The sequence below is a fragment of the Bacteriovorax sp. HI3 genome, assembly GCF_059738875.1.
In genome coordinates, this window is record NZ_AP026946.1 from 2,765,058 (window position 1) to 2,778,852 (window position 13,795).

The window sequence follows — 13,795 nt, forward strand, 5'->3', positions numbered from 1 at the left end:
TAACTCCTAATTGCATTTAAATTTAATATCAGTAGCAACTGATTCATTATCCTTGAATAAGCTCTTTTCCATGCTAACTTCTGTCGGCGTGGCCTTAATAGTATCGTCACTTAGGTATTCTATAGTCTTGCCTTGTTTTGTGCAATAAGCACGGGCCTGCTTATGAGCAGCACCTTCCGTGTCTTTTACATCTTCACCAAGAAGACTGATAGAATGAATGCCATCGGCCCCCGGACGTACGTCCGGAGTCGATGAACAAGAAACTGCTAAAAGTAATAAAGCTAAAACTGATAGGTTTTTCATTAGAATAGTCCCGCAGGGTCCATAGTTTGAAGAGTGTTGATAACGTGGCGAAGGAACTTCGATCCTACTTCTCCATCAATTAGTCTATGGTCGTAAGTGTGAGTTGCGTACATCATCTGACGGATAGCGATTGCATCGTCTTTAGTGACAACTGGACGTTTCTGGATTGTCCCAACACAGAAGATCGCAAGTTGTGGCTGAAGAATAACAGGAGTCGCTGCCAGAATCCCGAATGAACCGTTGTTTGTGAAAGTATAAGTTCCACCTGACATATCATCTAGAGTTAACTTCTTAGCACGAGCTTTCTCAACAAGAACGTTAAGGGCGCGAGCAAGTCCTCTGATGTTTAAGTTGTCTGCACCTTTAATAACTGGAACAACAAGTCCGTTACCAGGAACTGCAACCGCACATCCAAGGTTGATGTCTTTTTTGTAAATGATGTTCTCACCATCTGTAGAAGCGTTAACGATCGGGAACTCTTTAAGAGCTTGAACGATAGCGTATAGGATGAAGTGAGTGTAAGTAAGACCGAAGCCTTCTTCTTTTTCAAACTGCTTCTTAAAGCTTTCTCTGAACTTCACAAGGTTTGTCATATCGACTTCGTCGATTGAGTTTACGTGTGGAGAAGTAAGCTTTGATGCTTGCATGTTGCGAGCGATCGCTTTTCTCATGTTGTCCATAGGAACGATTTCAACTCTCTCACCTGGTCTAAACACTGGCCCTGGAGCTGGTGCAGTTGGAGCTTTAGCTGCCGCTGGAGCAGATGCTGTTGCCGCTTTTGGAGCTGCTGCGCCTGCAGATTTTCTTCCACCAGCTACGTAAGCTTCAAAGTCTGCTTTAGAAACTCGTCCCGCAGCTCCTGTTCCTTTGATATGAGCAAGTTCAGAAAGAGGAATTCCTGCTTCCTTTGCCATTGCTTTAACAAGTGGAGTGTAGAATCTTCCAGAAGCATCGTGTGCTTCTTGTGCTACTGCTGCAGCTTTTGGAGCAGGAGTGCTAACAGTTGCTTGAGTTGAAGCAACTGGAGCTGCCGCTGGTGCCGCTGCTTTTGGGGCCGGAGCTGCTGCTCCAGCATCGCCAACAACCGCGATTAGTTTTTGCACGTCAACTGTGTCACCTTCTTTGTAAAGAAGCTCAAGGATTGTCCCTTCGTATGGAGAAGGAATTTCTGATTCAACTTTATCTGTAGAGATTTCAAGAAGAGTTTCATCAACTGCGATCTTGTCTCCTACTTTTTTGTGCCACTTAGTGATTGTACCCGTTGTAATTGACTCTCCCATTTGAGGCATTACAATTTCGTATCTCGCGCCACCAGTTGATGCTGGTGCCGGTGCTGCTGTTTTTGGAGCAGAAGCTGGTGCTTGTGCCGCTGCTGGAGCAGGAGCTGCTGCCGCTTTCGGAGCAGAAGCTGTTGCGCCTGGAGCATCATCAACAACTGCGATTAGCTTTTGAACGTCAACTGTGTCCCCTTCTTTGTAAAGAAGTTCAACAATAGTTCCTTCGTATGGAGAAGGAATTTCTGACTCTACTTTATCAGTAGAGATTTCAAGTAATGTTTCGTCTACAGCGATTTTATCGCCAACAGCTTTGTGCCACTTCGTGATGGTACCAGTAGTGATTGACTCTCCCATTTGCGGCATTACGATTTCGTGTCTCATATATAGGTCTCCTTAACAAAAATTCTAAATTAGAAATTCAAAGCACGTTTTTTAGACGCTAGAACAGCTTCACCTAACCACTCCCCAAGTGTCGGGTGTGGGTGAACTGTCGCGAAGATCTCTTCATCGATTCCTTCCATCGTTTTGAAAAGAACATACTCGTGAATAAGTTCAGTCGCGTTTGTCCCAACGATGTGAGCTCCCAGCATTTCGCCGTGTTTACCCATAAGCGTTTTTACAAATCCTGTATTTTCATTTGAAGCTACGGCCTTACCGTTAGCTGTAAATGGAAGCTTTCCTACGTTGTACTCGATTCCTTTTGCCTTAAGTTCTCTTTCTGTATACCCAACAGAAGCTACTTGTGGCTGACAGTATGTACAACCAGCGATGTTCATTTTGTCGATAGCGTGTGGGTGCGCGCCTGATAAGTGCTCAGCTGCTGTTACACCTTCGTGAGAAGCTGCGTGAGCTAATAAAGGCGGTCCTGAAACATCACCGATAGCGTAGATATTTGGAACATTTGTCTGGTACATGTCGTTTACTGAAATGAATCCACGGTCAGTTTTAATACCAACTGCTTCTAATCCGATGTTGTCGATGTTTCCAGTCATACCAACAGCGATGAGACCCATTTCAAACTTGTGCTCAACTTCTTTCCCGTTAACTTTTTCGAAAATCGAAACGTCTTTACCGTTGTTCACAGCACGCACACCTTCGATTCCAAGAGAAAGTTTAATTCCGTATTTTTTGTAAGCTCTTTCAACTTCAACCGATGAATCATCATCTTCGATTGGAAGCAGGTGCTTTTGAAGTTCAAAAATATGAACGTCTACACCAAAGGCATTCCAGAAGTAAGCAAACTCAACTCCGATAGCTCCGGCACCAATAATCCCGATAGACTTTGGAAGAGTTTCCATCTTTACCGCTTCCCATGCTCCAATCAGGCGCTTTCCATCGTGCTCAAGACCAGGGAATGATCTGTAGTGAGCTCCAGTAGCTACGATTAGGTTTGTGAAGTTAATTGTTTCAACAGCAGTTGCCGTTTTTACTTCAAGTGACGTTTTTGTTTTGATTTTCCCGAAACCAGTGATGACTTCGATTTTGTTTTTCTTCATCAAAAAGGCGATTCCTTTTGACATCTGGTCAGCGATCCCAGAAGCGCGCTTTACAGCTGTCGCTCCGTTAAGCCCTTTTAGCTCAACATCGATCCCTAGAGATTTCATATCAGCGATTTCGTGAACAGAGTGCGCCGACTTTAAAACGGCCTTAGTTGGGATACACCCACGGTTAAGACACACGCCCCCTAATTTATCCATTTCTACGATTGCGACTTTCTTTCCTAACTGGCTTGCTCTAATTGCAGCTACATAACCACCTGGGCCTGACCCAAGTACAACAACATCAAAGTTTTTCATTCATTGAATCCTTAAATTTTTTAGTTTAAAGTACGCCTAAATTTGTAAAGACAATGGCATCTATTGTCAATGAAAGGGCCGTCATTTAAGTGATAAAAACGCAAAGCGCAAACGATCTCAATTTAACCGCGGCCGAGAAGGCCCGCGTGCTGGAATTTTTCCCTCAGGGAATCATTGCCATCGACCTTGAAACAACGGGGCTTTCCCCTCTTGTTGATCGCATTATTGAAATTGCGGCCATGAAAATAACCCCCGAAGAAACGACGGTTTTTCAGACGCTCATTAACCCGCAAATTCCAATTCCACCGCACACGACAGCGATTCACAATATCACTGACGAAATGGTGAAAGACTCACCCATTCTGCAAGCTGTTTTACATGAATTAAAACACTTTATGGCAGACCTTCCAGTGGTAGCTCATAACGCTAAATTCGATATGGGTTTTGTGGTGATGGGTATGCAGAAATCCAACTTAGAACTCTCAAGCAATGATGTTTACTGCTCTTGTAAATTAGCGCGCCATACGCACATGGAACTGCCTAACCACAAGCTTGCAACTCTGGTTAAAGAGCTAGATATCCCGCTTCTTAACCATCACCGTGCTACTGATGATGCTTTTGCGGCCTTAAAAGTTTTCCTGCACTCGCTTGATCGTGTAAGAACGCCCCTCTCTCCCATGCTCAAACGCCACGGCCATCTCTTTACTTTGAGTGAATTTGAGAAGCTGGACATTGAAGAGTTGCCTGAGAAATTTAAAATCTTAGAAAAACTGGTGAAAGAAGCGGCCGTCGTGGAAATTCTCTACAGCGGTGGAAATCACAAGAACGAATGGCGACCGGTAAAGTTAACTAGTTTATTAAACTCGCCGGAAGGAAATATTCTGTATGCACGCTGCCTGTGGAGTGATATGCAGAAGTCCTTTAAGCTTAAAAAATTAACAGATCTTCGCTCTCCAGGTGCAGAAGACATCGCCAAATGGCTCAAGAAATAATGAAAGATTTTATTACAAAAGAAAATATGTGGTACCGCTTGCAGCAGCTGATTATCTTAGTTCTGCACCTCATCCTTCTAAAATGGATGTACTACACGCTGACAAATTCAGGACGCCTGAGCATGACGGAAGTGTTCTATCACTTTATCGGAATGTCGATCATGGGTGCTTGTTTAATCAGAGGAACCGCATGGTGGGCCCGTCACCACTACATCAAAGAACTTAAACAAGACCTGGAAAAAAACACTGAAACGGATGCAGGAAAGAGCGAATGAGCTGGACTCATGAGTTTAAAGAAGCACTGAAAAACAATCAGGACCTGAAAGATTTTTTCGGGTGCGACTTTCCTCATGTGAATTACCCCGTTTTTATCCCTCGCGTTTTTGCTGCTAAAATTTTAGAAGCAGGCCCCGGCTCTCCTCTTTGGAATGAATTTCTTCCTCACATTGATGAGAACAAAGACGATGGACGCCTTGATCCCATTGGAGACAAGGTCCACGCAAAAAACAATCAACTGATTCATCGCTATGAAAACCGCGTGCTCTTTACACCGACAACGGTGTGCCCGGTTTTATGCCGTTACTGCTTTAGAAAAAATGAACTCTCTGCTAAAGACGAAATCTTCGACCAGAAATTTCAAGAAGCGCTTTCTTATTTAAAGGCAAACCCTGAAGTGAATGAAGTGATTTTTACTGGTGGTGACCCTTTTATTTTAAGCAATGAAAAGCTTGCCACTTACATTCAAGATTTTTCTGAAATCGACACAATTAAATACATCCGTTTCCACACTAGAACTCCCGTGATTCTTCCTTCGAGAATTGATGAAGGACTGATTGCGATTCTTCAAAGTGCTGCTCATTTATTTAAGCGCTCAATGGTAATGATTCATGTGAATCATACGAGTGAACTCACTGATGATGTCAGAGAGGCCATCGCTCTTTTAAATGAAAACAATATTGAAGTATTCTCTCAGAGCGTTCTGCTTAAAGGTGTAAATGATTCGACAGAGGCCTTATACGATCTCTTTACCGCTTTAGCAGACATCAAAGTGAAGCCTTACTACCTTCACCATTCTGATGAGGCCCGCGGGGCCATGAATTTTTATGTGTCACTAGAAGAAGGCCGCAAAATCTTTGCCCCTCTTCACAACAGACTTCCTGGTTGGGCACTGCCGCAATACATCATCGACATTCCTGGAGGCCATGGGAAAACCCCTGCCTTTAATCCTGAAAGCTTTGAATTTAGTGGTGAGCTCATCACTAAAAATGGAGAAAAAGTTAAAATTATTTGACATAATTTGGTCAGGTCATTAATATGCCCAACACACCATACGAATGCGGATTTAGCTCAGTGGTAGAGCGTCTCGTTGCCATCGAGAAGGTCGCAAGTTCAACCCTTGTAATCCGCTCCATTCTTTCTTTAATCAATCCAACTATTACTTAGAAATATCACTACTTTTAAAAACACTTCCTGAATTTCCATTATTTTCATCAATTAATTCTTTAGGCGCTCTTGGTATATCATTTACCAGTACACTTGCAGGTTTTTCATTAATTGGTTGTTTAAGGCAAGCAATTGTTTGCAGTTCTGATAAATTTTTTAATCCACATTGATGCATTTTTTCTGGCGATGCCCCTGATTGTAAACAGGCCATCGTATTTACTTCGCCGAGATTTAAACTTTTACAAGCTGAAGCGATGCCACTTTCCGGACTGATTGTTAAACATCGAATAGCATTGACCTCACCCATATTTAATTTTTTACAAGATTCTGCAACTTCCTTACTTGGTTTCAATTTAAGACAGCTAAGCGTATTCACTTCTCCAAAATTTTGAAGTTTACATGCTCTTGCAATTTGCTCATCAGGCTTTAGGCTAAGACAGTCGATAGTGTTGACTTCTCCAAACCTCAAAAGCTTGCACAACTCCGCGACTTTCACATCTGGTTTCATGTCCAGGCATTTCATCGTATTGACTTCACCAAAACCTAAAATTTTACACGCTTTAATTCCTGCTGCATCAATGTCTCCTTGAAGACATTTTATAGAGTTTGTTGGTCCCACTCCAAGCAGAGTACAATTTTCAATTTTAATATCATCGGTTTTAGAACTACTGCATTCCAAAGTTCCTTCAATAGACCTTGTTAATCCTAAACATTTTGAAATACGATTTTCAGGGTAACTCTCTACAAGTTTCTTTGCGTCTTCTAATTCTTTAAATTGAGGAGTAAAAGAATTTTGCCCTTTATTAAATGGGTCTCTAGAAAAAATTGCAAGTGTCATCACAGCTTCACGCTCTTTCGGGTCCATTTTATCTATGGCCTTACATTCTTCAGAGACACTACTTTTATAACTAAAAGGCCAGATACTGATCGAAACGGACGACTTAGAACAACTCCCACTATTAATGAGCTTAGCTGCCTCCACTCGCTTTATTACTGGATTTAACGTTTTATCAATCTGCTCATCTGAATAATTTAATGACTTCATTTTTTTAGAAACGTCTGAACTAATTTTATTATCTTTTACAGAGAATAAAGTTTTAACAATTGCTGAATGACAGTCATTCTCATTTCGTTCTGCAAACTCAGAACGAAGAACCCCAAGTTTATCTATTTTCTGTTGAACAACAGATTTATCCTCTGATCCGCAAAAACAATCAAGCTGATCGACCATATTTCTTTTATCTGACGATCCGCAATTATCTTGGGAATAAGCAGAGGCCATTGTTAAAAGTAAAAGAATAAAAATCTTCATAAATTCCTCAATTTTTTGCTAACAAAAAAAGGCCCGCTTTAAACGGGCCTTCCTATTTTAAGTCTTATCTTGCCTGACAATATCCACTCGCCTGTCCGGCCCACTCACAAACACCAGAGAGCTCCTGGCATTTTTGCTGTGTCGATCTATGCGAACAGAATATTGCGTTCGGGTCTGTTGAACCAGGACGCGCCTGACAGTAAGATGTTGTAGGTGGAATCCACTGACAAACACCATTTAACTCTTCACACTTTTGTTTTGTAGAGCGCAGGTGACAGAACTGTGCATTTGGATCTTTAGCAGGACCCATCGGAACATAACCAGGATTTGTTGTTGGCCCCATCGGTGTATAAGTAGAATCTTTCTTTACTACAGCTGGTTTTTCTACTGATACTGGTTTTTTAGCAGCTTCTTTTCTTGCTCTTTCAAGCTCAGCTTCTTGTCTATCGTCTGTTGTAAATGTATCTGCAAACTGCTCAAGTGTCTCAACGTCACGACGGTAGTCGTTTGCTGAATATTGGTAACAAAGTGAATTTACCGAAACATGGTCAATATGAACGGATTCAGATGCTCCGCTATCGAATGTTAGTGCAATTTCATTCTTAATTGGGTTAACTCCAACAATTTTTCCAGCACGAGTACCAACAGCTCCGCGATCTCCTACGCAATAACCACTTAAACATCCCTTCCCTACAGCTACATATTCCTGAGATACTGACTCAATAACACCGCTATCAAACATAACAGAAATATAATATTTAATAGGGTTAACTCCTATAATTCTTCCCACGCGAGTACTAACAGCGGCACGCTCTCCTACGCAGTATCCTCTTAAGCAGCCCTTACCAACTGAAACATGTTGAGCTGAAACGGTTTCAATGACCCCACTGGTATAACGAAGAGAAATCATCTTAGTGACTGGGTTTACCCCAATAATTGTTCCGGCCCTTTGAATTACGGCCCCACTATCATCTGCACAATAATTAAGATAGCAGCCCTTGTTGACTGTTACATGCTGAATACCAACAGTTTCAATGGCTCCGCTTTCAAATCTAATAGTCACTTGTTTTTTTCTTGGATTAACTCCAATAACAGTCCCTGTTCTTGAACTAACAGAGGCCCTGTCACCTGAGCAAATACTAAAAATACTATCCCTACCTTCTGTATCACTTGATTCAGCACAAGCATCAAATGAACTTGGAAGACGAGAGTTCTTTTTTGTCTCCACTGCTATTGGATTATTAAGCGTTGGTTGAGTCCAGGCACAGCCAAACAATGACATGCTAAGAAGAAATACAATATTTTTCATTAGTCCCCCTAAATATTCTCAACGTCATGTCGGTTGAAAGAATGTGCCATTAGACACTTGTTTAGAAAATTCAGGTATAATCAGCAACTTACTCGTTTAGAACTGTGACAAAAACATTTCTGACACAGATGCTTTGGTCAAAAACGATCGGTGAGTGTTCCCTCACCCTCTCAATTGCAAAACCTTGTAATCATCCCTTTTCATCGCTACAATTTTCAAATGAAAGACTTTAATGATTTCTCCAATGTCATCATTTGCGATGACCACTACGTCAGTGCCATCGGTGTTGAGATGCTGCTTAGTCAGTACTCTGCTCGCCCACTCAATATTCGCAAAGCCTCAACTGGAGAAAAAGTTTTAGAACTCTTTGCCCAGAAATCTTCTGACCTACTCATTGTCGATTTGGGCCTTCCCGGGATCTCGGGTATTGAAGTCATTAAACAAGTCCGTCAGATGTCTCCTTCGGCAAAAATTATTGTTCTCACCGGACAAAATGAACCACATCTTCTTAGGCAAGTTTATCAATTAAAAGTCAGCGGCATTCTAAGAAAAATGGGAACCGGTAAAAACCTGGGAGATGCCCTTAATTTTCTCAAGAATAATACTGATAAAACCTTCCTCGATGCTTCAGTCACCTCTATTCTTGATGAGCAAACCCAGGCCATGCCAACGCCAAGGGAGTATGAGGTTTTAGAATGGATGAGTAAGGGTCACACGAGCGAAGAGATCGCTAAAGAGATGAATTGCTCGCTTTCTACAGTCAAAACTTATAAAGCGCGCATCATGAATAAAAGCGGGGCTAAAAATTCTGCTGAAATGATTTCATGGTTTCTAAAGAGGAATTGAAACTAAAACTTCAGTCCCTTCTCCAGGTTTCGACATCATTTTAAAATCTCCCTGATGTAGAGAAATAAAGTGACGGACGAGCATTAGACCAATACCTGTTCCTTGGGATTTTGATACTCCTGTAAGATTGAAGTTTTTAGAGGCTTCTAAGATCCTCTCAAGCTCCTTCTCATCCAGCCCATGCCCTTCATCCCGTATTTTGATTTCAATTTGATTTTGATTTTGATTTTCATTAACAGATAAGTATATCTTTTTTCCGGAAGGAGTTGAGCGAAGAGCATTAAAGAGAATGTTTCGCAGTATCGACGCCATCATTTCCGGGTCCCCATCAACAAAGAATTGGCGATCGCTCCCGAAGAACTCCACTTCAACTTTTTTAAGCACCAGGCGACTGTCCATCGATGAAATTGTACTTTTTATCAAAGTGGTGAGCTCAAAAGATTTACTGATTAACTGGAACTGTGTCGGCTGCTTCTTTACCCATTCCATGACGTTATTTATTAAATTGTGAGAGGCCATCGAGGTACTCTCTAGTAAATCAAAATGCTGCTGGTGTTCTGAACCTAGATTTTCTTGAAGAGTAAAAGCAATCAATGATTGGGCCTCAACAAAACCCGAAAGGTCATGGGCCAGCATGGCCAGGAGACGGGCACGAAATTCCATACCTTCATGGAGACGAAGTTCAGCAGATTTTTGTTCTCCGATGTCGCGAAAGAAAATAACTGTCCCCGGAGAATTGCTTTTGCCATCTTCTATTTTTTCCAGTGCCAGGTGAAAATACTGTGGCTTCTGATCTTTTCCTGTCACGGCAACCTCTCCCGGCCCCAAAGGGATATCGGGCAGAAGTTTTTCAATTGGATCTCCCAAATAATTTTCCGGGAGATTAAAAAACGATTTAGCTTTTTCATTAATGGCCATGACTCTGCGTTCATCGTCTATAACAAATATGGGATCAGGCATCTCATGAAAGATCCTCTCCATCGCCAGAGGAACAACACTTAAAAGGCGATGACGAAGAACCGTGTAAATGATGGCTATGATCGTAAATAACAAAGAAAAGGTGAAAGCAACAAACTCCACCCCCTCAGGGAAATGGGCGATATCTGCAATGACTTTTTGTGCGATCCCCACCCCAAGCCCTACGTTTAGGGCCAGAACCTGATAACGTCGTTGCCCGTTACTTTTTACGAAACTAATTCCACTGATAATGTAGGACAAGAGCATCAGCCCCATCGACCAGAGATAGAAATAGCTATACATTGGGCCTAACTTAAAAGCGATGATAGAGATATCAAAATAACGAAAAGGCCTAAGGTCATAAAAGAGTAAACTTTGAGTCGATGGATTGAGCATTAAGAAGAAATTGACAACACAAGGGAGAAAGACAACGATCATCGCTTCTTTCTTGTGCAACCACTTCCAGCGGTCAAAAACTGAACTTATAAAATAAAGCCAGCAAGGTGCTAAAAAGAGTGTCCCTAAAATACGCATCTTAAAAAAAATAATTTTTTCTTCAAACGTTTGGGCAACTGAAATGCCTAATACGGACAAGGCTCCGATTAAAATAATCACTGAGACGAGAATCAACCAACGGACGGCCTTGAGTTTCCACAGGCGTGATGTTTGAAGAATAGTGACGGTGGTTAAGACGAGAGTTGCAATATTGCATAGTACGAGAAATATTGTAAGACCCACAAACCCCTGTCCTGAAACTCATTAAGAAGAGAGTTTTAGGTTATCAAAAACGCACGCTCAAGAAAATGGTTTTATAGCATTTTTTTGAGCATGCGAGCGCATGGGTTCTACTGCTCTACGCAGAGAATATGTGGGTTTTCATTTGAAACATCACCTTGATCTGAAAGGTTACAATGGACGTTTTGTAAGTTTCCAGGGCTGTAACCAAAATGGTTCTCAGCACTCGTTGAAGCATATCCATAAGCAAAGTACTTAGTCTGCGAAAGCGTTGTGAAGTTCATACAGTTGTTGTTTGTATTTCCTCCTGACCAGTTACCACTTACATCGATATCAATACCAGTCATCCACGACATCCCATCAGATGGACTGGCAACAGGATTTGAGAGTGTTCCATAAAAAATGTATCCTCCTGTCGTCGTACCAATAGGTGTCGTCCCATCTTTACGGACATAGGCCTGATTTGCATAAAGAACCCAATCAGTGTTTGGTGGGTTTCTAACATCCGAAGCAACCAGTGCTTTATAAGTTCCAGTTGATGGTTTATTTAAATCCGAGTTACAAAGGCTATCAAGCGCTGCAATTGCAGCTGCGTTATTTGCACCTTGGTTTCCGTTCGAGATCATCGTGTCCGAAACAAACATGCGGCAGTCTCCACCTTCTCCACATGCGGCCGGTGTTGTCGTTCCCCCACCGCCTCCTGATGAGTTATCCGTTGAGCCTAGAGAAGGAGCATTTCCTTTGCTCTGGATACAACTGGCAAGCACTAAAAGATTCAGGACCATTAACATTTTTTTCATATTTTTATTCATAAATCATTCTCCCTTTTCTTAATTCTTAAAAAGCAAATCCCACCGAAGCGCCGTATGAAGATGTCGTCATTTCATTACCAGAGGCAAGCTCTGATTCAGTACCGCCCACATCAGCTTTACCATACTTCATTTTTTTATATTGAAGCCCGATGTAAGGAGTGCCGCTCTTGAATGGAATTTTCACATCGACAGCAAAAGATGTTTTTGGACTTAAGAAGGCCAGCTTGTTTCCAGATGAATCGGCCTTATCAAAAGAGTATTTTGAAGAAAGGTAGTAACGTAAATTGAGGCTAAAAATACCAAAGTCATAACCAACAACCGGGGCAAGAGAGAACTCTTTACCTTGAGCATTCGTTCCACCAAGATCTGCCGGATCTTTTAGTTGCATCCAAAAATTATATTCAACTCCAAGGCCCGCCTTTAAGCTTCCAAATCTCATTCCTAAATCCGAGTTCAGACCGTAAACGACCATACTGCGAGAATCAAGATTAAGATTAGAGGCCGCCAGTGTCCCCATCGAAAGACCTGTGCCCGCAGAGAAGAAAACCGGAGAGCTCGAAGCTCCGTTTGCACCAAAAGCTGCATAAGCATTGGACGACAAGATTAATAATAGTGCTGTAAAAATTGATGATATTAGACGCTTCCTCATACCGATGAACCTCCTATTTCCGGATAATGATGATCAATACTCTCTATGAATACCGAGCAAACAAGATCAATCCTAATCCTGGATATCTTGACTCGCGTGTATAGCCTAACATGTGACAAAAATTCCTCTGTCCTCCAAAAGGACGACACAAACTTTTTTTGTTTTTTGATTCTTTTAGTCTGCTACTATTAGAAAATAATAAGACTGATGAGAGCTGAGAGCATCACAACGCTCCATGAAGGAGCTTTCCATTTTTCCAGAAGAATAAATCCAATCAAGGCCACTAAAAAATCCTTCAGATTAAAAATAGCACTCGAGCACACGGGGTGAAAAAAAGCGGCAAGCAAGATCCCCACGACCGAAGCATTGATTCCCAACATCGCCTTCCTGATTCGATCATATGTTCTGAGTTTTTCCCAAAAAGGTAGAACACCGGCAATGAGTAAAAAAGAAGGAAGAAAAGCTGCGGATAAAGAAAAAAGTCCTCCACTCCAACCGTTAAAAGAAAGAGTCGAAACTGTTCCAAGATAAGCGCTAAAGGCAAAAAGTGGTCCAGGAATCGCTTGTGCCAGTCCATACCCTGCCATGAATAAGTCTTTTGAAACCCAGCCAGGAGTCACAACTTCGGCCTGGAGCAGTGGCAACACCACATGGCCTCCGCCAAAAACTAGAGAGCCGGCCCTAAAAAAACTATCGAATAACATAAGTGATGGAGCTTGATAGAAAGAGCGTAAAAGTGGTGCAAAGAGAAGGATGCAAAAAAAGACGATAAGACAGCCGGCCCCTAGTTTGCGACCTAGTTTTTCTTTAACTGGAACATGAGGAAGTTGAAATGTAGATTGAAAAAAGAAAGAACCAAATACACCTGCTATCAATAAGACGATAAGAGGAACATAAGCTGCACTAAAAAACAAAACGCTCGTGCATGAGATGATGGCCATCAAAGAGCGTGCCTTATCAGGACATAGTTTTTTCCACATTCCATAGACTGCTTGTGCCACTACAGATACAGCAACAACCTTCAGTCCATGAAGTACATTTTGATGAGATTGCAAATTGAAATGGGTCATGCCCATACCAAACATTATAAGTAAAATGGCCGATGGAAGAGTAAAACCAATCCAGGCCGCTAAGGCCCCCAGGAAACCCGACTGATTTAACCCAATGGCCATTCCCACCTGACTACTGGCCGGACCGGGAAGAAACTGGCAAAGGGCCACAAGATCTGCATAGGAATGCTCATCAAGCCACTTTTTCTTTTTAACGAATTCCTCATGAAAGTAACTGAGATGAGCAATTGGGCCACCAAATGATGTCAGCCCAAGACGTAGAAAAGTTAAAAATATTTCTAATAGCTTCATCTG

Annotated in this window: 13 protein-coding genes and 1 tRNA gene; 5 read left to right on the plus strand and 9 right to left on the minus strand. The window is 41.9% G+C overall.

The genetic code is table 11. From position 1 onward, the window contains the following. Positions 1–6: 6 nt before the first annotated feature. The 3 genes from AC6JA8_RS13700 to lpdA are packed head-to-tail and all read right to left on the minus strand — an operon-like array spanning position 7 to position 3,376. The gene (locus AC6JA8_RS13700) at positions 7–303 is read right to left on the minus strand and encodes a hypothetical protein (protein WP_497974295.1); all 297 of its coding nucleotides are present in this window, start codon (positions 301–303) and stop codon (positions 7–9) included. Beyond that, complete coding sequence (gene sucB, locus AC6JA8_RS13705; protein ID WP_497974296.1) at positions 303–1,961, minus strand: 2-oxoglutarate dehydrogenase, E2 component, dihydrolipoamide succinyltransferase; 1,659 nt, start codon at positions 1,959–1,961, stop codon at positions 303–305. Before sucB ends, AC6JA8_RS13700 begins: the two co-directional genes overlap by 1 nt. Before the next feature lie 29 nt (positions 1,962–1,990). Further along, the gene (lpdA, locus tag AC6JA8_RS13710; RefSeq protein ID WP_497974297.1) at positions 1,991–3,376 is read right to left on the minus strand and encodes a dihydrolipoyl dehydrogenase; all 1,386 of its coding nucleotides are present in this window, start codon (positions 3,374–3,376) and stop codon (positions 1,991–1,993) included. A gap of 89 nt (positions 3,377–3,465) precedes the next feature. On the opposite strand from lpdA, the gene AC6JA8_RS13715 reads away from it, so the two are divergent. The 4 genes from AC6JA8_RS13715 (at position 3,466) to AC6JA8_RS13730 (ending at position 5,779) form a co-directional block, all read left to right on the plus strand. After that, positions 3,466–4,368, plus strand: a complete 903-nt coding sequence (locus AC6JA8_RS13715; RefSeq protein ID WP_102244371.1) for a 3'-5' exonuclease — start codon at positions 3,466–3,468, stop codon at positions 4,366–4,368. Next, positions 4,368–4,643 (plus strand): hypothetical protein, encoded by a 276-nt coding sequence (locus AC6JA8_RS13720; protein WP_497974298.1) that lies wholly within the window; start codon positions 4,368–4,370, stop codon positions 4,641–4,643. Before AC6JA8_RS13715 ends, AC6JA8_RS13720 begins: the two co-directional genes overlap by 1 nt. Then, positions 4,640–5,659: a KamA family radical SAM protein gene (locus AC6JA8_RS13725; protein ID WP_497974299.1), complete on the plus strand. Its 1,020-nt coding sequence runs from the start codon at positions 4,640–4,642 to the stop codon at positions 5,657–5,659. Before AC6JA8_RS13720 ends, AC6JA8_RS13725 begins: the two co-directional genes overlap by 4 nt. 45 nt (positions 5,660–5,704) lie before the next feature. Beyond that, positions 5,705–5,779 (plus strand) — tRNA-Gly (locus AC6JA8_RS13730). A gap of 24 nt (positions 5,780–5,803) precedes the next feature. Here the strand turns inward: AC6JA8_RS13730 and AC6JA8_RS13735 are convergent. Then, positions 5,804–7,123 carry a hypothetical protein gene (locus AC6JA8_RS13735; RefSeq protein ID WP_497974300.1) on the minus strand — a complete coding sequence of 440 codons (1,320 nt, stop codon included), beginning with the start codon at positions 7,121–7,123 and terminating at the stop codon, positions 5,804–5,806. A 64-nt stretch (positions 7,124–7,187) separates the two neighbouring features. Then, positions 7,188–8,432: a hypothetical protein gene (locus AC6JA8_RS13740; RefSeq protein WP_497974301.1), complete on the minus strand. Its 1,245-nt coding sequence runs from the start codon at positions 8,430–8,432 to the stop codon at positions 7,188–7,190. Positions 8,433–8,651: 219 nt separating this feature from the next. On the opposite strand from AC6JA8_RS13740, the gene AC6JA8_RS13745 reads away from it, so the two are divergent. Further along, complete coding sequence (locus AC6JA8_RS13745; RefSeq protein ID WP_497974302.1) at positions 8,652–9,278, plus strand: response regulator; 627 nt, start codon at positions 8,652–8,654, stop codon at positions 9,276–9,278. Here the strand turns inward: AC6JA8_RS13745 and AC6JA8_RS13750 are convergent. From AC6JA8_RS13750 to chrA, 4 genes are all read right to left on the minus strand, one after another. Then, a complete protein-coding gene (locus AC6JA8_RS13750; RefSeq protein ID WP_497974303.1) occupies positions 9,264–10,973 on the minus strand; it encodes a sensor histidine kinase in 1,710 nt (569 codons plus the stop codon). The genes AC6JA8_RS13745 and AC6JA8_RS13750 overlap by 15 nt on opposite strands. Positions 10,974–11,080: 107 nt before the next feature. Next, positions 11,081–11,782: a DUF1554 domain-containing protein gene (locus tag AC6JA8_RS13755; RefSeq protein WP_497974304.1), complete on the minus strand. Its 702-nt coding sequence runs from the start codon at positions 11,780–11,782 to the stop codon at positions 11,081–11,083. Between the two features lie 25 nt (positions 11,783–11,807). After that, positions 11,808–12,431 carry a hypothetical protein gene (locus AC6JA8_RS13760; RefSeq protein ID WP_497974305.1) on the minus strand — a complete coding sequence of 208 codons (624 nt, stop codon included), beginning with the start codon at positions 12,429–12,431 and terminating at the stop codon, positions 11,808–11,810. 188 nt (positions 12,432–12,619) lie between these two features. Then, complete coding sequence (gene chrA / locus AC6JA8_RS13765; RefSeq protein WP_497974306.1) at positions 12,620–13,792, minus strand: chromate efflux transporter; 1,173 nt, start codon at positions 13,790–13,792, stop codon at positions 12,620–12,622. Positions 13,793–13,795: the final 3 nt, after the last annotated feature.

Bases quoted from the DNA above. Each gene is read 5' to 3' on its own strand.
- AC6JA8_RS13700 (WP_497974295.1), bottom strand. From the start codon at position 303: ATGAAAAACCTATCAGTTTTAGCTTTATTACTTTTAGCAGTTTCTTGT.
- sucB (WP_497974296.1), bottom strand. From the start codon at position 1,961: ATGAGACACGAAATCGTAATGCCGCAAATGGGAGAGTCAATCACTACT.
- lpdA (WP_497974297.1), bottom strand. From the start codon at position 3,376: ATGAAAAACTTTGATGTTGTTGTACTTGGGTCAGGCCCAGGTGGTTAT.
- AC6JA8_RS13720 (WP_497974298.1), top strand. From the start codon at position 4,368: ATGAAAGATTTTATTACAAAAGAAAATATGTGGTACCGCTTGCAGCAG.
- AC6JA8_RS13725 (WP_497974299.1), top strand. From the start codon at position 4,640: ATGAGCTGGACTCATGAGTTTAAAGAAGCACTGAAAAACAATCAGGAC.
- AC6JA8_RS13735 (WP_497974300.1), bottom strand. From the start codon at position 7,123: ATGAAGATTTTTATTCTTTTACTTTTAACAATGGCCTCTGCTTATTCC.
- AC6JA8_RS13740 (WP_497974301.1), bottom strand. From the start codon at position 8,432: ATGAAAAATATTGTATTTCTTCTTAGCATGTCATTGTTTGGCTGTGCC.
- AC6JA8_RS13745 (WP_497974302.1), top strand. From the start codon at position 8,652: ATGAAAGACTTTAATGATTTCTCCAATGTCATCATTTGCGATGACCAC.
- AC6JA8_RS13755 (WP_497974304.1), bottom strand. From the start codon at position 11,782: ATGAATAAAAATATGAAAAAAATGTTAATGGTCCTGAATCTTTTAGTG.
- AC6JA8_RS13760 (WP_497974305.1), bottom strand. From the start codon at position 12,431: ATGAGGAAGCGTCTAATATCATCAATTTTTACAGCACTATTATTAATC.
- chrA (WP_497974306.1), bottom strand. From the start codon at position 13,792: ATGAAGCTATTAGAAATATTTTTAACTTTTCTACGTCTTGGGCTGACA.